The organism is Neokomagataea tanensis (genome assembly GCF_006542335.1).
GTDB classification, from domain to species: domain Bacteria; phylum Pseudomonadota; class Alphaproteobacteria; order Acetobacterales; family Acetobacteraceae; genus Gluconobacter; species Gluconobacter tanensis.
Genome location: NZ_CP032485.1, coordinates 2,125,013 through 2,148,250, shown reverse-complemented (window position 1 = coordinate 2,148,250; position 23,238 = coordinate 2,125,013). Strand labels below are relative to the sequence as shown.

Annotated in this window: 18 protein-coding genes and 1 pseudogene; 5 read left to right on the top strand and 14 right to left on the bottom strand. The window is 49.5% G+C overall.

Annotation, left to right across the window (positions count from 1 at the left end; all coding sequences use genetic code 11):
- Positions 1–35: 35 nt before the first annotated feature.
- Genes D5366_RS09715 through D5366_RS09695 form a run of 6 tightly spaced genes read right to left on the bottom strand, consistent with a single transcriptional unit; the run spans position 36 to position 8,386 of the window.
- A complete protein-coding gene (locus D5366_RS09715) occupies positions 36–2,477 on the bottom strand; it encodes an FtsX-like permease family protein (RefSeq protein ID WP_141493381.1) in 2,442 nt (813 codons plus the stop codon).
- A 9-nt stretch (positions 2,478–2,486) separates the two neighbouring features.
- Positions 2,487–3,035 (bottom strand): TolC family protein, encoded by a 549-nt coding sequence (locus tag D5366_RS12045; RefSeq protein ID WP_240775412.1) that lies wholly within the window; start codon positions 3,033–3,035, stop codon positions 2,487–2,489.
- Positions 2,927–3,886, bottom strand: coding sequence for a TolC family protein (locus D5366_RS09710; protein ID WP_240775241.1), 960 nt, complete (start codon positions 3,884–3,886; stop codon positions 2,927–2,929). The genes D5366_RS12045 and D5366_RS09710 overlap by 109 nt, the downstream gene beginning before the upstream one ends.
- A 5-nt stretch (positions 3,887–3,891) precedes the next feature.
- Positions 3,892–6,348, bottom strand: coding sequence for an ABC transporter permease (locus tag D5366_RS09705; RefSeq protein ID WP_141493380.1), 2,457 nt, complete (start codon positions 6,346–6,348; stop codon positions 3,892–3,894).
- 15 nt (positions 6,349–6,363) lie between these two features.
- Complete coding sequence (locus D5366_RS09700; RefSeq protein WP_141493378.1) at positions 6,364–7,047, bottom strand: ABC transporter ATP-binding protein; 684 nt, start codon at positions 7,045–7,047, stop codon at positions 6,364–6,366.
- Positions 7,048–7,063: 16 nt separating this feature from the next.
- Entirely contained in the window at positions 7,064–8,386 is a 1,323-nt protein-coding gene (locus D5366_RS09695) for an efflux RND transporter periplasmic adaptor subunit (protein ID WP_240775240.1), read from the bottom strand.
- 142 nt (positions 8,387–8,528) lie between these two features.
- Between D5366_RS09695 and D5366_RS09690 the strand changes: the two genes are divergently transcribed.
- Together D5366_RS09690 and D5366_RS09685 are read left to right on the top strand one after the other, a co-directional pair.
- Complete coding sequence (locus D5366_RS09690; protein WP_240775239.1) at positions 8,529–9,749, top strand: sigma-54-dependent transcriptional regulator; 1,221 nt, start codon at positions 8,529–8,531, stop codon at positions 9,747–9,749.
- Positions 9,739–10,953 (top strand): sensor histidine kinase, encoded by a 1,215-nt coding sequence (locus tag D5366_RS09685; RefSeq protein WP_141493376.1) that lies wholly within the window; start codon positions 9,739–9,741, stop codon positions 10,951–10,953. Before D5366_RS09690 ends, D5366_RS09685 begins: the two co-directional genes overlap by 11 nt.
- 51 nt (positions 10,954–11,004) lie before the next feature.
- Here D5366_RS09685 and D5366_RS09680 read toward each other — a convergent pair whose 3' ends face one another.
- The 5 genes from D5366_RS09680 to D5366_RS09660 form a co-directional block, all read right to left on the bottom strand.
- Complete coding sequence (locus tag D5366_RS09680; RefSeq protein ID WP_141493374.1) at positions 11,005–12,324, bottom strand: nucleobase:cation symporter-2 family protein; 1,320 nt, start codon at positions 12,322–12,324, stop codon at positions 11,005–11,007.
- 27 nt (positions 12,325–12,351) lie between these two features.
- Positions 12,352–12,684, bottom strand: coding sequence for a hydroxyisourate hydrolase (gene uraH / locus D5366_RS09675; protein WP_141493372.1), 333 nt, complete (start codon positions 12,682–12,684; stop codon positions 12,352–12,354).
- Positions 12,681–13,196 (bottom strand): 2-oxo-4-hydroxy-4-carboxy-5-ureidoimidazoline decarboxylase, encoded by a 516-nt coding sequence (gene uraD, locus D5366_RS09670; RefSeq protein WP_141493371.1) that lies wholly within the window; start codon positions 13,194–13,196, stop codon positions 12,681–12,683. Before uraD ends, uraH begins: the two co-directional genes overlap by 4 nt.
- The gene (locus D5366_RS09665; protein WP_141493369.1) at positions 13,196–14,653 is read right to left on the bottom strand and encodes an NAD(P)-binding domain-containing protein; all 1,458 of its coding nucleotides are present in this window, start codon (positions 14,651–14,653) and stop codon (positions 13,196–13,198) included. Before D5366_RS09665 ends, uraD begins: the two co-directional genes overlap by 1 nt.
- Before the next feature lie 73 nt (positions 14,654–14,726).
- Positions 14,727–15,767 (bottom strand): aromatic ring-hydroxylating oxygenase subunit alpha, encoded by a 1,041-nt coding sequence (locus D5366_RS09660; RefSeq protein WP_141493367.1) that lies wholly within the window; start codon positions 15,765–15,767, stop codon positions 14,727–14,729.
- 124 nt (positions 15,768–15,891) lie between these two features.
- Here D5366_RS09660 and D5366_RS09655 point away from each other — a divergent pair, with 124 nt between their 5' ends.
- From D5366_RS09655 to D5366_RS09645, 3 genes are all read left to right on the top strand, one after another.
- Positions 15,892–16,824, top strand: a complete 933-nt coding sequence (locus tag D5366_RS09655; protein WP_141493365.1) for a LysR family transcriptional regulator — start codon at positions 15,892–15,894, stop codon at positions 16,822–16,824.
- Between the two features lie 39 nt (positions 16,825–16,863).
- Entirely contained in the window at positions 16,864–18,186 is a 1,323-nt protein-coding gene (guaD, locus tag D5366_RS09650; protein ID WP_141493363.1) for a guanine deaminase, read from the top strand.
- Positions 18,187–18,330: 144 nt separating this feature from the next.
- Positions 18,331–19,488 carry an iron-containing alcohol dehydrogenase gene (locus D5366_RS09645; RefSeq protein WP_141493361.1) on the top strand — a complete coding sequence of 386 codons (1,158 nt, stop codon included), beginning with the start codon at positions 18,331–18,333 and terminating at the stop codon, positions 19,486–19,488.
- Positions 19,489–19,494: 6 nt separating this feature from the next.
- On the opposite strand, the pseudogene D5366_RS09640 reads toward D5366_RS09645, so the two are convergent.
- From D5366_RS09640 to D5366_RS09630, 3 genes and pseudogenes are all read right to left on the bottom strand, one after another.
- A pseudogene (locus D5366_RS09640) lies at positions 19,495–21,053 on the bottom strand (gamma-glutamyltransferase family protein).
- Positions 21,054–21,118: 65 nt separating this feature from the next.
- Positions 21,119–22,012 (bottom strand): allantoinase PuuE, encoded by an 894-nt coding sequence (gene puuE / locus D5366_RS09635; protein WP_205839630.1) that lies wholly within the window; start codon positions 22,010–22,012, stop codon positions 21,119–21,121.
- Positions 22,009–23,229 carry a pyridoxal-phosphate-dependent aminotransferase family protein gene (locus D5366_RS09630; RefSeq protein ID WP_373317487.1) on the bottom strand — a complete coding sequence of 407 codons (1,221 nt, stop codon included), beginning with the start codon at positions 23,227–23,229 and terminating at the stop codon, positions 22,009–22,011. Before D5366_RS09630 ends, puuE begins: the two co-directional genes overlap by 4 nt.
- Positions 23,230–23,238: the final 9 nt, after the last annotated feature.

Genomic DNA, 23,238 nt, shown 5'->3' with positions numbered 1-23,238 from the left:
CCTTTGCCAACAGGCCAATCCAATTTTTCACAAAATTACCGATGCAAAGCTGCCGCAGGAGGCTGCCGAGATGCCCGTTTAGCCTGTACCAAAACTGTCCCCCCGGCGATGATGAGTGCCAGCGCCGTTACAAGGACAAATGGCATCGCCCCCAGCCCAACCCTCTCGTTAAAGCCCGCAAGCCAGCGCCACATCACGACGAACGACAGAGGCCAAGCCACGGCACTCGCTAAAATAACTGGGCCAAGAAACTCCCGACCAAGCAGCGCGAAAATATCCTTCTGCGCAGCACCCAAAACCTTGCGAATACCAATCTCATGGGCACGACGTGCCAGCGTAAAGACAGAAAGCCCAAACAACCCAAGGCACGCGATCAGGATGGACACCCCGGCCCCTACCCCAAAAATACGTGACAGATTGTCGCTCTCCCGATATTCTTTCGATTGGATATCAGACACCAGTACCGGGTTAAACGCATCATTCGGCCGCACATGGCGCCAGGCGTCCTGAACCCGCTCCCGAGCCTGCACTGCCGTCACCCCATGAACGCGCACCTGCCATTCCATGTCATCACTCTGCGGATGCGTTGTGTGCAACCCGAAAAGAATGATCCCTTGTAACGCTTGGGACGGTCCACTGAGCCGTATGTCGGTCGTCACCCCACTGACTAATAAATCGGCATTTTCATCATTCTCATGAATCACTTGCCCAACCGCCTCTTCTGGCCGTGTAAAGCCAAGCATGCGTGCCGCCTGCGCGCTGATGACCACATTCTCACCCATGCGCGCATCGCCTTCCTCGGTATCTTCTTTGTTCGCCCCTACAAAATCCATCGCCCGTGCCGGATCGAACCAACGTCCAGCCAAGATTTTGATGCCATAAATCGCCTGATACTCCGGCGAGACATACCCAACCGACAAGAGTTTTTGGCCCGAAACGCCCTTACGTTCGTACGTCCGATTTATATTGCGATGATGTGGCCAAAGGTTACTACGTCCTACGGCCACCGCCCCGGGAACCGACGCAAAAGCCTGCTGTAACGCAGCCTCTCCACCGGTTTTGGGTTGATACACCACCACGATCTCGTCCGGATTTGCCTTCTGCGCGAGCGACTGCACATAAGCTGCCTGCTGACCCATGATGAGTGCGCAAATCGCAAGCCCCGTCGCGAATGTAAATTGCGCCACAACAAGCCCATTGCGCAGCCGACCAGCCAACCGCCCGCCCGAAGGCATCTTGCTTGACGCTAAAACAGATGCTGCCCGATAACCTGAAAGAACAAAAGCCGGATAAACCCCAGCCAACATCCCAGCCAGCGCCGCAACCCCGAACGCAACAGGCACGACGAACCAAAGATCAAACGCAATCTGCCAGCCGCCTTGCGCATTAACGAACCGTAGCGAGACTTCCGCCAGCGCCAACCCTAAAAAGCCTGCCACAAGCGAAAGCCCAACAGCCTCAGCAATAAACTGCCGGATCAACGCCCCCCGCGTAACACCGAGAACCTTCCGCATCGCCACTTCACGCGCCCGTTCTCCAACCCGCGCCGTGGCCAGATTAATATAATTTACGTATGAAATCGCCAGCGCGGCGATGCCGATAAACCCCAAAATATAGACAAGCCGCTGGTCCTCTCCGCCCTGCCCGATTGTCGCATCATAAAAATGCAGGCCCTCGAACGGCACAAGCTTTGGTGCCGTTTTCCCGAGGTATAGCCTAATCATTTCGGCAGTTAACTCACCCCGATGCCTCAATGGATAATCATCCAACCCGCTCTGGATTTCTGCAACGGCCTGTGCATCTGGAATGCGGACATACAACTCCCCAGACATCACTCCCCATTGCGTCATTTCATCGCCACCAGTCGACCTAGTCGCTGCACGAATAATTCCAAACTTGACGTCCGTATTTGGTGGTGGGTCAGCATAAACAAGCGTCACCGTATACGCCGTCCCGGTCTTCTCATCCGTCAAAACGCGTCCCAGTGCTTGCTCTGTCCCGAAATACTTACGCGCAATCGAAGCAGGTATAGCCACCGCGTCCGCCCGCTCCAGCGCACGCGCCCGGTCGCCTGCAATCACCGGCACCTTGAAAAACGAGAATATATTCGGGTCCGCTATAACCCCATTTTCTCCCTGCACATCTCCGCCCTGCCGCAGCGTCATGTCCCGCCCATCCCAGACCCGCACGACATCCGAAATCCCGGCAAAATCCTGCTTCAGGAACGGCGCACCGACAAAACTAGTCATCTTTGCTTCAAACGGTGCATTCCCCATCATGCGAAAAGCCTCATCAGCACGATAGACATCGCTCATTTCTGGGTAATATTGGTTATAAGACAGCTGATAACGCACAATCAGCGCCATCACGACGAACACGGCCACACCCAGCGCTAACCCTACAATATTAATCGCGGCATAACGCTTTTGATGGGTCAGCGTACGGTAAACACCCTCGAAAATTGCTGTAAACACCACGTGCGCTCCTCACCAACCCGCTTGATCAAGGGCAGAAATAGGAGCCTGCAAAGGCTCCCAACCGCGCCGCCGCGCGTGCTGGAGCGCATCTTCACCATGCGTATCGTGGTTATTGGCAAAGAGCTGTTGGGCTTGCAGGCGGCCCATAGATGCCAAAAGGTTCGCTTCCGCAACAATTGTGTCATGCTGACTGGACGCCAGCTCAACCTGCGCCTCACGCAAGTTCTGATCCGCATAAAGCACATCAGTCGTGCTACGCAGACCATATCCATATTCAAGCTGATAACCCTTCAGCGTCGTCTCACCCGAATGTACCTCAGCCGTACCCGCCGTAATCGCTTGCAGGCCGTTTTCAACAGCACTCCAGCTCGACGCGACATTTTGCAAAACCGTACGCCGCGCCAATTCCACCGCATGGCGCGCCTGCTCGTCCTTGTCTCGCGCCTGCCTTATCTGCGAATTATACAAATCCCCATTATAAAGCGGCTGCACCAACGCCACTGTTCCTGACATCTGCTCCCCATATTGCTGCCCACGGAACGGAGAAGCGGGGCCAATGGTGCCAAAAGTGCCTTGTGCTTGAATTTGGGGCCCCATTGGGAACGTGCCGTGTCAATATCCGCGTCAGCCGCCGCTTTATTCTCCAGCGATTGCGCAAGTTGCGGGCTAAGAGCCAGCGCCTCTTTTAGAGCATGACCCAAATCTGCGGGTAGCCCCGGCAGGCCGTCGGGCATGGTCAAAGCCTCCGGCTCTGCGCCAATAACCGTGCGAAACAATGCTTCAGAAGATGCAAGCGTTGCACGTGCTTGGTTCAGGCCAACTTCTGCCGAATGTAGCCGCGCTTGCGCCTGTTCCACATCGGTTTTCGTCACTTGCTCAGCCGGAATACCGCCAAGATTATAACGTGATGTCGTCAGCTGAACCTGCCGTTTGAGCATCTCCAAATCAGCCTTACGGACATCAAGAATAGCCCGATCCCGCAACACATCCATGTAAGCTGAAATAGTGCTGGTAAAAACCTGATTTTCTGTTTGCTGAAGGGCTTTAATTTCCGCACGGGACCGCGCGTCTGCTGCTTTAACTTGGTTGGCCACATGCCCGAAGGAATAAAGGGTTTGCTTGGCCTGAATATACCCCTCGGCGCTATTGGATGTGTAAGACCTTAGCGTGGATGTGCCTGTATACGGGCTTTGTTGGTAAGTCGCGTCCATATTGATGGTTACCGTTGGGCGCCAACCAGAACGTGCTTGAGCCGAATTTTCCGTTACAGCACGCTGGTTCGCGCGCTCCCCTTGTAGGGTCGGGTTGCTCTTATACGCCATCTCAAGTGCCTCATTCAGCGTCTGAGCATGGAGAGAAGACACAGCACTTAAAAGCGCCAACGAAAAAATATAATATGCGCTGCGCATAATATTCACTCCGCCCTCAAAGCACGCGCTGGTTCAGCACGTGCGAGATGGATCGTCTGTCCAAGCACGGTTAATCCCGCAATTATCAGCGCTCCGCCAACAGCAATGATGAAGGACATCGGTCCAAGCGAAATCCGTTCATCGAATGCTGAAAGCCAGTCTCGCATGATGATCCAGGCAATTGGACAGGCGATGAGGGATGCAATCATGACGGGCCGAAGGAAGTCCCGCAGCAAAAGCACCATAACCTGCAAACTCGTTGCACCCAGCGTCTTGCGGATGCCCACTTCATGCACACGTCGTGCGGCGGCAAAGGCGGAGAGCCCATAAAGGCCAAGCGCTGCGATAGCGACCGCAGCGACAGCTCCGAGAGTGAAGATGCGTTCACGTTGCTCGTCACCGCGATAGAATTTTTCCAGCCGTGCATCGGCTGTCTGAAAGTGGCCAGCAACGTCAGGCAGAACACTTGACCAGGCTAGCTCCAGGCGGCGTTCCATTTCCGGGGTAGGCACACCAGAAAATCGGACAGCCGGGATCGGCTGTGAAAACGGCGTGGCCAGATAAGGATTAAAAGTTATGATTTCAGGATAAACAGACTGACGAGGGGATTCGAAACGCATATTCGCCATGACACCAATGATGGTCGAGGGCTGGTCTCCGTCTTTGATGACCTTGCTGATGGCGTCGGCAGGGCTTGCAAAACCGAAACGCGTCGCCGCTGTCTGATTAAGAATGATGTGGGTCGTGGCCGTGGGTGTCTTTTTATAATCTGGTCGACTGTCCTGCCCCCGTGACACATCGAACCACCGTCCTGCTAGCATGCGGGGCTGATAGACCCGAAGATAATTGGCATCGCCTATATCACGCAGCAGTTGGACCCGCACCGGTCCACTGGAACTATCATAGGTAAATGTGGTCTGGTTCTTACTGTCTGGACGGGGTGCGAGCATGCCATAGGTCACAGCCCAAACACCGGGAACGGAAGCAAGGCGATCATGCATCCGCTGCTGCGTTGTGACATCTTCCGACGGAATTTCTGGTCCGATCAGGAGACCCGACCGCATAAACCCTTGATCCGCGCGTTTCAAAAACTCGGTCTGCTGATGGATGACGAGCATACCAATGATAATCGTGATCGCGATTGCGAATTGCCCGATGATAAGACCATCGCGTAAGCGAGCAGCCATCCTCCCCCCGGATGGCATTCTAGCTGCGGCCAGCACACGAGCGGGTCGATACCCGGACAAAATCAAGGCAGGATAAAGTCCACTCGACAGGCCGCACCCGAGAATAACGATAAGCAGAACAACAAATACGAAGCCATAGGACATTGTGATGTTTTCGCCCGTTAGGCTGGCGATCACGGGCACCAGAAGTTCGCACAAAGCGATCCCCACTAAACCCGCAACAAGTGTCAGGACCAGTGACTCACCAATGAACTGTACCAACAGCACCTTACGCGTGCCACCAAGGGTCTTACGGATTGCAACTTCTCTTGCACGCAGCACGGAGCGTGCAGTGGCCAAGTTTATGGCATTGGCGCAGGCTAGAGCCAATGCCAGCAGTCCGACAAGGCCAATTCCGTCAATGACACTGCGCTCCACACCGTCATATGACGCTAAGACATGCGCGTCATAGAAGCGCTCATTACGCAGGGGGGCCAGAGTCAACGCATATGTTTTCTCAGGATGCGGTCCAAGCCCGATATCGTTATCTCCCGCGGCTCGGTGCATGACGAAATCACGCAGATGCGTCTGGATAGATGCTTGATCGTGAACATTTTTAAGTTTTAAATAAATGTTACCGCAATCGCTGCCCCATCGTGAATAGCAATTACTGCTCTTTTCATGTTCCGTCGAAATGGGAATCATCATTTCGAAGTTGCTTAGAAAGTTCGGGCCTACTACGCCGTCTGTGACGGCCGTAATACTATGACGACTCATCTGGCCTTCGATATCTACCGTAACGATACGCCCTACGACATCTGACGTACCGAAAATTCGTTTTGCCGCATTTTCCGATAATACGATCCCGTCAGGACGATCCAGCGCATTCGGCAAACCATGAGTCAGTCGAAGGCCAAAAACGTCCATAATGGACGGATCAACGAAGGCCCCCCAAAATGGGACAAGGGTACCGTTCAAACGTACCTGAAAAGAGCCTTCTTCAATGCGAACGCTGTTTTCGATATTAGGAAAATCCTGCCTGAGAAATGGCAGTGCATAAAATGTCGTACTGGCATATTCGCGTGTTTCGGTGCCGGGATTGCTAGCAATAGCGTCGAGCCTGAACAGGCGATCCACGTCCGCGAGGCCGGAATTATAGCTGTATTCGAACCGCACGAGCAAAAGGAGCGTAAGAAACACACCTATGCCGAGCGCCAAACCAAACACGTTCAATCCCACATAAAGTGGGTGCCGCTGCGCTTGACGCACTACATTGCGCGTAATTGTGCCCAACATGGTAGTTCCCTTTTGTTAGAGCGCATTACGCACGGACACCACTACCTGACCATCCAGCATATCAATCCTGCGCTTTGCTAAATCTGCATGGGATGGAGAGTGCGTTACCATTACGATGGTCGCGCCGTCATCGTTCAGTCGCTGGAGCATATCCATGACCTGCGCACCGTTTTCCGTGTCCAAATTCCCGGTTGGTTCGTCAGCAAGGATCAAACGTGGTTTGCCCACAATGGCTCGAGCAATAGCAGCACGTTGCTGCTGACCACCTGAAAGCTGAGACGGATAATGCCTCGCACGGTGAGCTATCCCAACGTGATCCATGGCCGCTGCTACACGATCCTTGCGTTCTGCTTTAGGTATTTTTCGGTAAACTAAGGCGAGATCAATATTTTCCTCAATGGTCAACTCATCGATCAAATTAAAGCTCTGAAAGACATACCCTAAATTTTCACGACGAAACTGCGCTAACGCCACTTCGTTCATCGCTGTCAAATCATGTTCAGAAAAGCGGTACTGCCCTGCACTCGGTCGATCAATCGTTCCCAGAATATTTAATAAAGTCGATTTTCCACAGCCGGATGGCCCCATAATGGCAACAAACTCACCGGCCTCAATACCCAAATTGATTTCGTGTAGAGCTGTCGTTTCTACTTCGTCCGAACGATACAAACGCTGAATATTTGAAAGTTGAATAAGCATCGCTAATATTCCTATTTTAGTGAATTGAGAGATGGTTGAAGTTTTTATAGCTGTTATATGAAGACACGATTACACGATCACCTTCATGCACGCCGCTCGTGATTTCCACTTGTTCCGGGTTCCGCCGGCCAGATGTTACAGTGATCCGTTCAGCACCACGGCTTCCAGCGTTCTCGACAAATACAGAGGTGCCGCCTGTAGCTTCCATCCACGCCCCGTTTGGTAAAACGAGCGCAGTATGTGTTTCACCTAATGTCAGTCGCACGTCGACGCTTTCACCACGTCGCAAATCGCCGGATGGTTGTTTGTCAAATGTAAGCTCTGCCCGGAACTGTCCATTCGTCACTTGTGGATGGACCCGTGAGACCGTCATCGGGATAGAAACATCACCAAAACTTGCTGTGGCGCGCTCACCGACCGCAACTCGGCCTAGGTAAAACTCGTCAATATCAGCATCAAGTCGATATTGGCCTTCGCTATCGATCTGGGCAATTTTGTCACCCGCCTTTAGAGATTGCCCTGGTTGGAGTTCAAAATTTGTCACCCGTCCTGCCACTGGCGCTCGCAAGACAAGCGAATTGAGGCTGTCACGCACCACGGACAAATTTGAGCGCAGTCTTTCAGCTTCCTGCACAATTTCTTGTTCTTGACGGGCAAAAACATCCATATCCTGTGCGCGCGCACTATTAAGACGCTTCAAACGCTGCTCGTAGTAATCGCTTTCGTCGCGGTAGGATTGCACGTTCGCGTCGGACTCAAAGCCTTGACCGTGCAATTGCTCACGAATGGATAATTCACGCTGTGCTTTCAGCAGATTGTAGCGTGCCTCAGCCATTTGTGTTTCTTCGGCAGTGCGGCTTTGCTGTAAGGCGAGTTGTTGCGCACTGACCGAACCTAGTTGACTTGCGATCTGTGCCTCACGCGATGTGACATCAAGCTGAAGCTGAGGATTTGTCAGCTTTGCCAGCACATCTCCTTCTTTCACCAACGCACCATCGCGTGCAATCAGTTGCAAAACTTCTCCACCTTGCACTGCATCAACAAAAGTCACGTTGAGGGGCGCAACCGTTGCGCGTACAGGCAAATAGTCAAGAAAAGGGGCAGAACGTACCGTCACCACCTGAAGTTGGTCACGCGATACTGATAGCGTCCCTGAGGCAGGCACAACCCTCCAAGCCCCCACTGCCACAAGAACTAAAGCTACCGGCGCACCATAACGCACCACATGACGCAAAACCTTTTTACGACCGGACGGAGTAACAGCACGGTCCATGCCTACACCAGAAATACTAGCAGGCTGCCCAAGCGGGTGCGTGTCGTTAGCCGAAGGATGATTCATACACTGTTTCTCCTCATGGCAAACAGTGTATTATAAAAACATAACTTTCTAACCAACTGAAAATAAACAGTATTTTTAGAAAGAAGCTATCCAACCGTTCGCTTGCGGACGATCTGTACAAAAACGGACACCAGAAACCCGAATGTCAACACACGGAATGAACGTCTTGCAAAGCGAATCGAATTTATCTTCATCCTCTCACGAAAAAACAGTGCTTTTTGTGGATGATGATACGGACATTCAAACCGCTGCCCGGCTTCTTTTCCGCCGTGAGGGAATCAAACTATTAGTTGCTGGGGACACCACTTCGGCGCTTACTTATCTCTCTACGCACCAAATAGATTTAGTTCTTTTGGATTTAAACTACAGCCTAGGCGCCAGATCAGGCACCGAAGGGATCGTACTTTTAAAAGAAATACTTCTCTGCAAACCCACTATGCCGGTTGTTGTCGTCACAGGCCATAGCGGCATCACGATTGCGGTCGAAGCCATGCGGGCGGGCGCAAAAGACTTTGTCATGAAGCCTTGGAATAACAATCGCCTTGTTGCCTTAGTCCAGAAAATTCTTACTTCGACCTCTGAACCGGAGAAAAACGAAAATGAATCTATTTTCATCGCATCGTCTCCGGCAACCCACGAAATAATTGCGAAAATTGATAAGCTCGCCCCAACACTTGCATCAGTTCTTCTGTGCGGACCGGCTGGATCAGGCAAAAAGACTTTAGCAAAGCGTATCCACACACTATCAAAAGACAATGGAACAGCTCTATTGTTGAATTATGACGAAGACCTATCCCAGCAAACAAATACATTTTTGTGTGAGAATATAGAATTGCTCCATAAAAATACACAATCTAAGTTATTGCAAAAATTAGACGAAAATAATTTTATTAGGTTAATAGCCACAACGTCAAAAAGTTATAACGAAATTTCAAACTATATATTACCAAAACTTATGCTTCGTTTGGATTCAGCTGTCATTGAAATACCCAGTCTTGAAAAGAGATCTGAAGATATAGAATCACTCACACAATTTTATTTACATTATTACGCAAATAGGCACGGCCTCCCCGAGCCTGCACTGGATCAAGAGCATTTTTTAATTCTAAAAACGACCCTCTGGCCTCATGGTGTAAATTCCCTTAAAGCCGCGATTGAAAAAATTGTGTTGCACGGAGCTTGGATAGCTCCACATACAAAAAAGAATACTGATGCACCGCGGATCAATACACTAAAAGATAACGAGCGTTTCCTGATAGAAGAAACCCTTAAAAAAAATAGCTTTAATGTTACACATGCTGCGCAAGAACTTGGCTTAACACGGCCAGCTCTTTACAGAAGAATGGCACGGTATGGCCTTTAATATGATTTATATAACAATACTGAAATTAATTTTTTTAATATCGTGCTCAATTGCTTTCGTTTTCGCCGAAAGGTTACATTTATACGCTTCTCAGATAATCTTAATTTTTACGGCCTTGGGACTGGTATGCTCCATCGTTTCCGATAGTTTGCTTCTTCAAAAGAAAATTGAAAGGCGATACGAAACATCAAAAATAGATCCCATCAATAAAGAAAGCGCCCGAAACAAGGCGCTTCTTGACCACGTTCCCGTACCCCTCTTGTTCAAAACAGTTGAGGGTTATATTTTTGCTGCCAATCGTTCGGCCCGGCAAATGTTTTCTACTGACGGAAAAATAATCGCCCCTCCCCCGTCATTGGTAAATGCCCTAAATTCCCCACAGAAAACGGCTTCCCAAATGCTGCGCCTTCAATCTGCACATGATGGCACATCACGTTTGTATTCCTTATCAATGAGCACGGGCAATCAAATAGGAGGCATCGCGCATTACCTTGCATTGACAGACATCGAGGCTGGCCTAAACGCTGCTGAAGCCCAAGCCCTGCGCGACGTTTTACATATTTTGAGTCATGAAATCATGAATTCTCTGACCCCAATCACGTCTCTTTCATCTAGCGCTGAAGATTTATTGCTCGAACCCTATTCTCTCGAAAATCAAGAAATGATTAGTGAAGCTGTTTCGACCATAAAACGTCGAGCCGAAGGGTTAGACTGCTTCGTACAAGGCTATCGCAATTTAGCAAAACTACCTGCCCCTAACATGCAGCCTTTAGATTTGGTCCAATTAGTTAACGAAGCACAAAAAATCTTTAATGCCCGGTGGGAAGATAAGGTTTCGTTGAGCAGCGTGATCTCTGATAGGAGTGTAAATCTTAGAGCAGACCAATCACAACTTGAACAAGCCTTAATGAATATCCTTAATAATGCAGCTGAAGCTGCACTATTCAACGAAAACCCAAAAGTAGAAGTCTCTATAACAGCCAATAAGAGCCATGCTATCATTTATATAAAAGATAACGGATCTGGGATAGACAAAAACAATATTCAAAAAATATTTCAGCCTTTTATTACATTTAAAAACAGCGGGAACGGAATAGGCCTAACCTTATCAAGGCAGATAATTTTAGGGCATGGCGGCTCTATAAATGTAAAATCAGGCAGTAATTTAGGTAATTGGAAAACAATATTTGAAATAATTCTATAATTAAACGGCTTTGCTGACGATTATTGAAAATCACAACAAAGCCGTATCAAATCAAGCCTCTTTTTTTCCAAAGCAGTTAAACAAGATATGTAATAGCAAAGCTGTAAACGCTCCAACGGGGATACCACTACCAAACACAACCTGCGCCCATTGTGGAAAGTCAGATATCACGTGCGGCTGTGTGGTCATCAGGGATGATAATGCAAGACTAGTCCCGACAATGATCACATTATTTGGCTTATCCAACTGCGCCTTAGAAAGCATTTGGACCCCTACCACTGCGACTGCTGCGAACATAGCCAGTGAAGCCCCGCCTAAAACGGCAAGGGGAATGCCTGCGACCACTGCTGAAAGCTTGGGTATACAGCCGAGCACGATCATAATACAGGCCGCGCAAGCCACAACCCATCGGCTTTTAACTTGGGTAATACGGACCAACCCAACATTTTCTGCAAAACACGTGTAAGGAAAAGAGTTAAAAATTCCTCCCAAAAACGTTGCCAGACCATCAGCGCGAACAGCGCTGACAATGTCCTTTTGCTCTATTGGCCGATCAACAATTTCACCAACAGCGTAGAGGTTTCCGCATGTTTCCATGAGGCTTACCATCATTACGATGGTAATAGATAATATCGGCAAAAAGTGAAAACTCGGCAACCCGAAGTGGAAAGGTGTTGTTACAGAAAAGTTATTAGCCTGCAATACGTCTGAAAAATGCGCATCCCCCAACAACCATGCACATAATGTTCCACAAATAAGACCTATCAAAACGGCAATACTAGCAATAAACCCTTTTCCAAATTTCTGTATTAATAAGATGAACAATAAAGTACCAATACCGTAATAAAGGCCTTTTAAATAACCATGCCCCGAAACAACAACACTATCTGCAAAAATATCGTTCGTGGCGACCGGTAAAAGCGTTATCCCGATCACTAAAATGACCGTACCGGTTACGACTGGCGGTAAAAACCGTGCCAGCTTGGCAAACCACGGCGCGATAAAGAACGTAATTATACCTGACGCAATGACAGCTCCGTAAACATCGCGTAGCCCTTCAACCCCGCCGTGACCTGCAGCGCCAATGGCTATCATCGGAGCCAGAGCTGTAAACGAGACACCTTGAAGCAACGGAAGTTTGACCCCGATTTTGCCTATACCCACAGCCTGAATAAGCGAAGCTATTCCGCATGTGAAAAGATCAGCACTAATGAGGTGTTCTAAAACGTCCCTTGGCAACTTGAGCGCGCTTGCTAATAAAATTGGCACCGCGACAGCTGCTGCGTAGAACGTCAGGACATGCTGCAGTCCGAAAGCGAATGTTTTCCACCAAGAAGGAAGTTGGTCTACCGGATGCTTTGTCACTGACATCGTGGCCGCTTCGTTTGACATGATTTTCTAACTTCCACGATACGTTGAATAGCCGTGCGGTGCGACCAGCAAAGGGACATGGACATGCCCCTCTGCCGAGAGACCAAAAGCAATTGGTATAACATCCAGAAAAAGCGGTTCGCTTACTGAGTAATGTTTCTGAAGAAAATACTCACCCACATCGAACTCAATCTTATACTTCCCGGCAGACAGTTCTAGCTCTCTAATAGCTGGGCATCGCCCGTCTTCATTTGTGTGTCCTGAAAAAACAAGCCTCTCCCCCGCCCACAAACGTAAGGCCACGGCCACCGCCGGTTTTCCACTAACAGTATCCAAAACGTGGGTTGATATTGAACTCATGTGAGAAATTTATCCTGCAACCGGAGAGAAGCAATCTGATCAATATGCGCCAAGGCTGTTTTTAATTCATCAGCAGGCGAATTTTCTAGACGTTTACTCATTTCAGCTAAAATAATGTCTTTGTTCGCCTGCCTCACGCAAATAACAAACGGCATTTCGAATTTGTCTGCATAAGCATTGTTTAAAGCGTTGAAGTGCGCGAACTCTTCCTCTGACAATCGATCCAGCCCTGCGTCGCCTTGTTCCTTGGCAGATTCAGGTGTGAGCTTAGAAACCACTCCTACCTTTTGCCCTAGTTCAGGATGTTCCCGCACTAACAAGAGTTTTCGCTCTTCACTAATTGATCCAACAGCTTCTGCAAATGCTTGCTTCAGAGAGTCAAAACTTGAAAACGGGCGGAGTGATACGACATCTTTTGCGACCCATGGCGAGTGCTCATAAATTCCGCCAAAAAACTCAACGAAGTCTTTTTCTGGCAAACCGTTAATTTGCGAAAGGGAAAGTCTGCCCATCACACTGTCCAATTTTCTTCAGGAACGTCTAAGCTTACCAATTCGGGCGTGTCATAGTGCAGCAAGTCCTCCAGATGCATTTCACCATCCTGGACGAACAAGTCTTCAGCAATACCACGGGCTAAACGGTCGACCCCAAAGCGCATACCACTGATGGAAGAGCCTCCCAGTCCCATGCTCGGAGTAGCCGCAAATGTGAAGTTATGAATGGATGCAAGCATCTCACTGTCTTCACCACCTGAAAGTGGTAAAAATTCAAACTTGCTCCCCAGATAAGGGTGGCTGGACAACAACGCGTTCTCTTCGCCCTGCGGCGGAACAAAACGATCTCCCCAGCGCGCTATTTTTGGAGCGATTGCACTCATCTCCGGGCGGAGAGCTAAGTCCACCGTAAAGCCCGTTCCGATAATAAGAAAATCATATTCGCGGACACCATGGGGCGTTTCTACAGCAACAGACTGCCCACCATTAATGCTCTTCACCGACAGCCACGGAGACCCTGCCAAAAGAGAGAAATTAGCGTGTTTCCTGCAGCGCCAAAAAGTATCCTGCGGTGGGGGCTGATTTGATTCGTAAATATGGCGCATAAAGCGCCAACGTGTGACATCCGGCAATGCAGAGAAATGCGCCAGAAAACCCGCATTTTCCATCCATCTGTAGGGGTTGATTTTGGGAAGCTCTTTGCGCCGGAATGACAACTCAACACTCGCTGCCCCCTCTTCCAAGGCAGTGGCTGCATTGTCAAAAGCAGACGCGCCAGCCCCTAAAACTCCAACGCGCTTCCCCACTAGAGTGGAAAAATCAATTTCCTGATGCGTATGCGCGTACAGCGCTGGAGAAATCTGGCTACTGATGAATTTAGGGACAAACCATTCCCCGCCGCCATCTATGCCCGTTGCCAGCACCATCTTCCGCGCGATGACTTTTTTGAGCCCTTCTGCACTTTCAAAAGTGAGATGAAGCAACCCCTCTTCCCAAGATACATCACTTAAACGATGTTCGTATTTGACAGGCAAGGTAAGTGTCTTGCGGAGCCAATCCAGATAAAACTGCCAATCTTGGCGTGATATTTTCCCTAGGCTCTGCCACGCATCATGGCCATAGCGCGCTTCGTACCATGACTGAGGTGTAAGCGAAGGCACGCCCAAATCTGGGCCAGTCACATGCTTAGGGGTTCTTAAAGTAATCATACGAGCGAAAGTCGTCCAAGGACCTTCACCCCCCTCTGAAGCCCGCTCAAAAATACACACATTGCGAATGCCCAGACGCCGCAAGGCAAAAGCAGTAGCAAGCCCGCCTTGTCCAGCACCAATAATAGCCACGTCCAGCACAGGCTGGCCTTCATACTCTAACGGAAAAGACCACTCACCACTCGCGTAAGCTATCTTTTCGAGATCCGCCAAAGCTCTAGCCGAAAGTGCTTCCAGACGCTCTACTGCACCACAATCCACAATCATTACGCCTTACAAAAACTCACAAATTTGCCCTAAACCTTATTTACGCGCTCCCGCAAATTACGGGAGCAGAAAGTCAGGCAATAAAAAATCTACTCAGCCCCAGATCCCTCAGACTGCGCCTGTAGGCAATGGAACTTCTATCAGCCATGACATGCGCTTCCAAGGTCGGATCCAGCGGCAAGCATTCAGGTTTCTGAGCTTCCACCAACAACCGATCCTCCTCAAAAACACGCAAGTTAAAATCGTAAACATCCTGAACCGGCAGCTCTTTATCGAAGTTACGACAGATGGGGGCGAACATCCGCGTTTTCCGGGCGGAGACTGGTGATGCCGCATTCATGATGACAAGACGAGCATCATCGGGGAAATGGATTTCGAGTGTCGCGGTAAAAGGCACTGACAAGCGGAAGTGCCTCAGCCACTCAAAGCCCTCTGGTGCTCTGCCATCAACACCAATCGGATAGTTTCCGACTGAACTTCTGTATTGTGCTTCAAAGCCATCTTTTGTGAATTTAGGCATATAGGACGGAACTTCTGCATTGTTTGGATCAGCAAAGGTTTCCGTGTGGACAAAAGCAAAGTGCGCCACATCCAAGAACCCTTCAACCTGCCTGCCAGCAAAGCCAGCAATGTCGATTGATGGACAAGTGATTTGTTGGAACTCCTGTTCCTCCCAATGCGGCATATCAGGGACGTCTCGGCTGCCGTCATCTGACAAGCACGTCCACACCAAACCGTACTGCTCTCTCACCGGGTAGTTACGTAGATGCATATTTTTGGGGATGTTTGCCGATGGATGAGCAGGAATGCGCACACACTTCCCACCCTCGCCAAACCTGAAGCCATGGTAAGCACAAGCAATCGTCTTGCCGTCACCACTCCCCATGCTCAGCGGGACGCCCCGATGCGGGCACAAATCTTGAGCAATGACAATTTCGTCACCCGCACGATAAACAACCAGCGTTTCATCGAGCAGAGTAACGCCTAACGGTTTGTCCCCAACTTCACGCACCAATGCAACCGGGTACCAAAAATGGGACAAAATTTCCCAGTCCTCAGGCTCAAAAGTGCAGTTTCTTGGTAGCTGCACTGAATTTTTAAGGCATTCGGACATAAGGCGCTCTCATTTACACGCGGCAAAAACATGACAAGTTTGTGGAAAGAACTATTTCACGGCCTGACCATTCTAAGATATATCTAATTTTCGTCTTTTCCATTCCAAAAAAGAGAACGCGCTCATGCCTGCTTTTTCACGCTTTTTGCGCTATTTCATTGCAGTGGCGCAGCACCAGTCAATTCGCAAAGCGTCAGAAAGCCTGAGAATTTCAGCATCAGCGATAGATCGACAAATTTTGCAAGGCGAACAAACTTTAGGCACCCCGTTATTTGAGCGGCTACCCACCGGGCTTCGCCTTACAACGGCGGGTGAAATGCTTCTGGACCAAGCCAAACGCTGGAGCAAAGAACTCGACAGCTACCTCATACAAATCGACGACCTAAAAGGGCTGCGTCGAGGCTCCGTTAACATCATGATACCAAATGCGATGACGCGAGGCTTCATGCCAAAGCTCATCCGCAATCTTCGCATTTCTCATCCGGGAATTGTCGTCAACATCTTTGTACGTAATAGCAAAGACATCGGCCCTGCCCTTGCTCGCGGAGAGGCTGATTTAGCGATATTGTTTGACCCAGGTAACGTCCGTGACCTGATCGTTCGCTCTTACATCGAATTCCCGTTGGGATTCATCACCCCCCCTGAGCACCCTTTGGCAGATAAAAAGCACGCACGCTTTAGCGCATGTATGGAATACGATATCATCGCCCCTGCGCTACCCTTAGCACTTCGTCGCAAAATTGATGTATTGGAAATAGAAACCGGCATCACAATGAATGAAGTTTTATCTTCAGATAGTATAGATATGATAAAATCAATGATATCCAAAAATTATGGTATAAGTATCATGAGTTATGCCGATGTAATGGAAGAAGTTGAAGAAAACAAAATATCTTTCACTCATATATCTAATGAAAAACTAACACCTCTTACAGCCGCATTATGCGTCGACCGCTCAAGAACTCTATCCAGTGCGGCTCGTCTGCTTTTACAAAAAATTGAAGTTCATTTTCTTGAACTTCATGAAAGCATGCAAAAACTCATGCGTGACGTTTGACAGAATAATTCGCTTCTACTCCTTCAGGTATTTGATCCCATGACAAAACACTTCGCTATACGCTCCGCATTCATTACATTCACCTCCGACCCTTTCACCTCAGAAGACCCTATGTCCGCGCTTCATTATGAAGAAGATGGACTTATACTTATAAAAGATGGGCGCATCATCTCTGCCTCATCATGGGATACATCACGCCAAAATATTCCAGAGGGCACAGCTCTTGAACAGTATAAAAACAAAATCGTCATGGCGGGGATGATAGACACACATGTTCACTATCCTCAACTTCCAGTCGTCGCATCTTACGGTGAGCAACTTCTCAGCTGGTTAAATACTTATGTTTTCCCAGTAGAGGCCCGCTTTTCTTCTCCAGAATATGCGCAGAACATCGCACGCTCGTTCCTATCTGAACTTTTGCGCTCAGGGACGACAACTGCCGCAGTTTTTTGCACAGTGCATCCTGAATCGGTTGATGCTTTTTTCACAGAATCATCAAAACTCAACGCCTGTATGATTGCGGGTAAAGTTTTGATGGACCGTAACGCACCGGCCAATCTGCGCGACACAGCCCAACAAGCGTACGATGACTCTAAAAGCCTTATTCAGCGCTGGCACGGAAAAAAACGTCAGCTTTATGCAGTAACACCCCGCTTTGCTCCAACTAGCACGCAAGAGCAGCTGGAAGCCGCAGGGTCACTACTAACCGAGCATGAAACAGTCTTCATGCATACCCACCTCCTCGAAAACAAGGCGGAGATAGCTTGGGTAAATGAATTATTCCCCGACCGTCGCTCTTATCTAGATGTATACGACAAGGCTGGATTATTGCGCCCCCGTTCTATTCTTGCGCATGCAGTACACGCACAAGAAGAAGATTTTCAGCGCTGCCATGATACGGGTTGCTCCATAGCTCATTGCCCTTCATCCAACCAATTCCTTGGTTCAGGGTCTTTCCCGCTATTTAAAGCCCTAGACCCAAAACGACGGGTCAAAGTAGGCTTGGGAAGCGACATTGGAGCCGGACCGACCCTCTCTTTGCTGCAAGTTTTATCAGACGGTTACAAAGTTGCGCAAGGCATCAATACCTCGCTTCATCCTGCTCAGGGCTTATGGCTGGCGACAGTTGGGGGCGCACAGGCACTGAATCTCGAAAATCAAATCGGTAATATAAAACCCGGACATTATGCCGATCTCTGCGTTCTTGATCCTTTTGCAACCCCTCTGGGACGCATACGCTCATCAAGTGCTGACACTCTCTCTGATCTTCTATTTTCACTAATGATGCTTGGCGATGATCGTAGTATTCATGCCACGTATGTATGCGGAGAAAAAATCCACCAAGTAGACAAATGCGAATGAATATTATTATCAATTTATAATAGTATATTATTTGACTGATAAAGTAATTTCAAAACATCAATAAGGGAATTATTTTCAAATAATTCCCTTGAATTCCTCAGAAATAATCCCACATCCGTGCAAACCTTCTCCCAAGGAGCTGACATGTTAAACTTCGAATTTTATAATCCAACGAAAATTATTTTTGGCAAAGGCACAGTCCCCCAAATTGCCAACAATATCCCCAAAACAGCAAAAATCTTGGTGCTCTATGGCGGCTCCAGCGCAGAAAAGACAGGTACATTAAAAGAAGTCCGCACAGCTCTCACGGACCATCAGTTTGAAGAATTTGGTGGCATCGAAGCCAACCCAACTTTTGAAACTCTGATGCGCGCAGTTGACGTCGTAAGAAGCAATAACATTGACTACCTTCTTGCCGTAGGCGGTGGTTCTGTCGTTGACGGCACGAAGTTTGTTGCTGCTGCAGCAGATTTCGAGGGCGACGCTTGGGACATCCTCAAAACGCACGGTCAAAACATTACCAGCGCGCTCCCAATTGGTGTCGTTCTGACCGTACCTGCGACTGGCTCAGAAATGAACAGTTTCAGTGTAATCACCAAAGCGTCCACAAGCGAGAAACTAGGCCTATCCAGCCCGCTCGTATTCCCAAAATTTTCCGTTTTGGACCCAACGAAAGCCTACACCCTCTCTGAAAAACAGATCGCAAACGGGGTAGCTGACTCTTTTGTCCATATCCTTGAGCAATATTTGACCTACCCTTCTGAAGCGCTGGCTCAAGACCGCTTCTCCGAGGGGCTGCTGGTCAGCCTCATTGATATTGGCCCGCGCATTGTCAAAGACCGCGAAAATTATGACCTACAGTCCAACCTCATGTGGATTGCAACTCTGGCACTAAACGGCCTCATCGGCGCAGGGGTGCCCCAAGACTGGTCAACGCATATGATTGGCCACGAACTCACCGCTCGTTATCATATCGACCACGCCCGTACACTCGTCTCTATCCTTCCAGCTGTTCTGCGCGTCCGCAAGGAAAGCAAGCGCCTCAAGCTTCTGCAGTTCGCAGAGCGCGTCTGGGGCATTCATGAGGGAACTGACGACGAACGCATCGAAGCTGCAATTGAAAAGACAGCTGCATTCTTCGAGGCCTTGGGCATCCCCGCCTCCCTCCGTTCTTATGAAATCGATGAGGCCGGTGTCGATGCTATCATCACGCAACTAGAACAACACAACATGGTTGCCCTTGGAGAAAAACAAGACGTTACGCTCGATGTAAGCCGTAAGATTCTTGTTGAATCTCTCTAACTTTTTTCACCACCCTGCGACGGCCCCATCACTCCTAGGGTCCGTCGCGCCCTCCATAGTTCCATTTTTGTGCAAAACAACAGCGCCAGCATGCCCCATAATGTCGGAATAAGAGCCTAATTCTTCCACATCATGCCCGAGCTGGCGCAACTCACTGATCACATCTTCTTCGAACCCAGGCTCAATTTTTAAAGACGTGCTTTCTTCACCCCATGTGCGGCCAAGCAACCAGCGGGGACGAGACACAGCCTCCTGTAGCCCAACTCCGTGGCTGAGATATCTGTTTATCAAAGCAGCCTGTGTCTGAGGCTGACCCTCTCCCCCCATAGTACCAAAAACCATAACACGCCCGTCCCTTAACCGCGCAGCTGCGGGGTTAAGCGTGTGAAATGGCTTTTGACCCGGTGTAAGTGCGTTCCAACCTTGATCCACCAATCGGAAAGAGCACCCTCTATTCTGCCAAATTAGCCCTGTTTTTGGCAGCAAGACGCCTGAGCCAAATTCGAAATAAACACTTTGAATAAAACTTACAGCCAAGCCGTTACGGTCAACGGCGCCCATCCATGTTGTGTCACCCCATTGTGTTTTCTCATTCCAAGGTAGTGAAGTTTTCATATCAATTTTGGCCGCTAGTTCGGACAAAAACGTATCATCCCGCAAAACAGCACGAGCATTTCCGTCGCTCTCCGGACGACCATCTACAAAACGATTACGATACTGAAATGCCCTTTTTGTTGCCTCGACAAGCCCATGCACAGCTGCCGCGCTTTCGCTAGATTGCGTCAAGGGTAGCCGGTCTTTAATTGCCAAAATCAGTAAAGAGGCCACACCCTGTGTCGGGGGGCCGCGTTAAAGAAATTCCCATGGCGCGTTTCAACCGTGAGTGGCTCTTTTACAACCGCCTCATACGCCTCCATGTCAGACGAGCGAACCGGACTTCCACACGCAATCAAATCTTCAACAATCGACCGCGCCAAGTCTCCTTTGTAGAAAGAGCGCAGCCCCTCCTGCGCTAAGCTTCGAAGTGTCTGGCCCAACTGAGGCATCGTCTGGACGCTACCTTCAGCCAATGGCTTCCCTCCGGGGTAAAATTGTTCGGCAAAATGAACGTTGCCGGAAAGTTCAACCTGCTTATCACGCAGTAACGCCGCCTCACTGCTTGAGACGGCACGCCCTTCCTCCGCATAGTAAATTGCGTCACGAAACAGTCGTTCTAAGGGTAGGTTAGACTTTATATCTGCGCTTATTTGCAGAGCCTTTTCCCATCCACCAATCGTACCAGCAGCAGTATTGGCAGCTAGGCCACCACGCCATGGAATAGTTGTGTGCCCTTGATAAAACGCTCTATCTGCACCCATGGCCAGAGCACCACAGGCATCAATAGCTATAGTACGTCCGTCTGGCTGCACAATAAGCCAAAAGCCATCCCCACCAAGCCCGGTCATGTGCGGATAAACAGTAGCAAGAGTTGCTGCCATAGTAACGACAGCTTCTATTGCTGTGCCGCCATCTTTTAAAATGTCTAACCCTGCTTGACTGGCCAGATGATGCGGAGAAGTCACCATCCCTCTACGTGCTGCAGGAGTACGCATTTAACTTATTCCTTGGCTGAAAACTCTAAATAATGAATTTATACTGGAAACGATTTTAACCAATGCTTCGCAATATCCAACCGGGTTGCAACCCATACGTGCTCATGTTTTTGAACATGCTCCAAGAAGCGGGCGAGAGCTCTGGCCCTAGCTGGCTTACCAGCAAGTCGGCAATGCAAACCAACGGACATCATGCGCCCGCCTTCCGCGTAAAGCTGGTCGAAATTGTCGCGCAAATAACGATAAAACTGCTCGCCTTCCGTAAATCCGTTTAAGGCCGCAAATTTCATGTCATTCGCATCAAGCGTATAAGGCACTCTCAATTGCTGGTGGCCACCAATATTTTCATAATACGGCAAATCATCAGCATATGAGTCTGCATCGTAAACAAAAGGGCCTTCTTCGATGGCCAGTCGTGCCGTTTGCGGACTTGTCCGCCCCTGATACCAACCCTTCGGTCGTTCACCTGTCACTTGCTCGTGTAAGGCAATTGCTTCCCTTATATGCTGGCGCTCAATATCTTCTGGTATGTGCTGGTAATCTATCCAACGCAAACCGTGGCTGGCGATTTCCCACTCTGCGTCCTGCATCGCTTTAACGACATCGGGGTTGCGCGCCAGTGCGAGTGCAACACCAAAAACGGTAACTTTAAAACCCGCACTCTGAAACAGGCGATAAAGGCGCCAAAATCCCGCCCTGGAACCGTACTCATACAGACTTTCCATCTGCATACAGCGCTCACCTATAATGGGCTTGGTTCCGACCATTTCAGACAAAAATGCCTCTGACCCCGCATCACCGTGCAAAATACTGTTTTCAGCACCTTCTTCGTAATTCACCACGAATTGCAGCGCTATGCGCGCTTTATTGGGCCATTGAGGGTCTGGCGGTATTGCGCCGTAACCAACGAGATCACGCGGGTAAGACATTATTGCTGTGCCTCCCACGCAGCGCGCGCAGCATCAATACCAGCACCACGAACGACAGGTACGTTTTCACCTGCCAGCACAGCCTCAAAAGCTGCCAATGTAAGTAGGATCTTATGCTTCGCTGCATTGACCCCCATGGCACCAATACGCCAGATTTTCCCCGTCAAAGGCCCAAATGATGAAACAATTTCGATTTCAAACTCTGTTCGTAACAACGTACGGACCCGGTTTGCATCACAACCTTCGGGCACCCACACGCCGGTGACGTTGCTCATCCGCAAAGCGTCATCACCGTAAACCTCTAGCCCCATAGCACGGATACCAGCAGCGACAGCCGCCCCCGCCTTTCTATGCCGCAAAAACCGGGCATCTAGCCCTTCTTCCAAAGCAATTTGAGCAGCCTCACGTGCTGCATAAAGCATACTCGTGGCTTCAGTATGATGATTAATGCGCTCCGCAGACCAGTAGTTAATGATCATTGCCAGATCAAAGTAATTCGAGCGGATAACAGGGCCATCCCCCTGCGGCGCAGTACCACGAATACCTGCTTCATCATGTCGGCGCGCCATAATGGCCTTCACTGCGCGTTCAGACATTGTAATCGGCGCGCTACCGGGTGGTCCACCAAGGCATTTTTGAAGCCCACCGGTCGCAACGTCAATATTCCATGCGTCTACCAAAAGCGGCATTCCGCCCAGAGTAGCTGTTGCATCGACGTAAAAAAGAATGCCGTGCTCTTTGCACAACTCACCAATCGCCTGCAAAGGTTGAGCCGTTGTTGTGGACGTATCTCCGTGCACCGTAACCAAAAGAGAAGGCTCATGCTCTTCTATAGCCGCTTTTACATTTTCTACCTGAACGACTTCTCCCCACGGCACGTCGACCGGGCAAACAATTCCGCCAGCCCTCTCAACAATTTCGGTCAACAGCAAACCAAATCGCCCGATGCGTAGGACTAACACCTTCATTCCAGGCGTTACGAGCGATACGAGAGCCGCCTCAATGGCTGCCCGCGCCGTACCATCGACCAATAATGTATGCCGATTTTTTGTGCAGAAAACCTGTCTGTAGAGCTCCGCAGTTTCATCCATACAGGCCGTCATTTCAGGGTCCATTTGCCCGATAACGTCACATGCCATGGCCCGGAGCACTCTCGGGTGCACATTACATGGGCCTGCCCCCATCAGCAGGCGCTGCGGCATGTCTAAAACTGGAAACATAGATGGCAT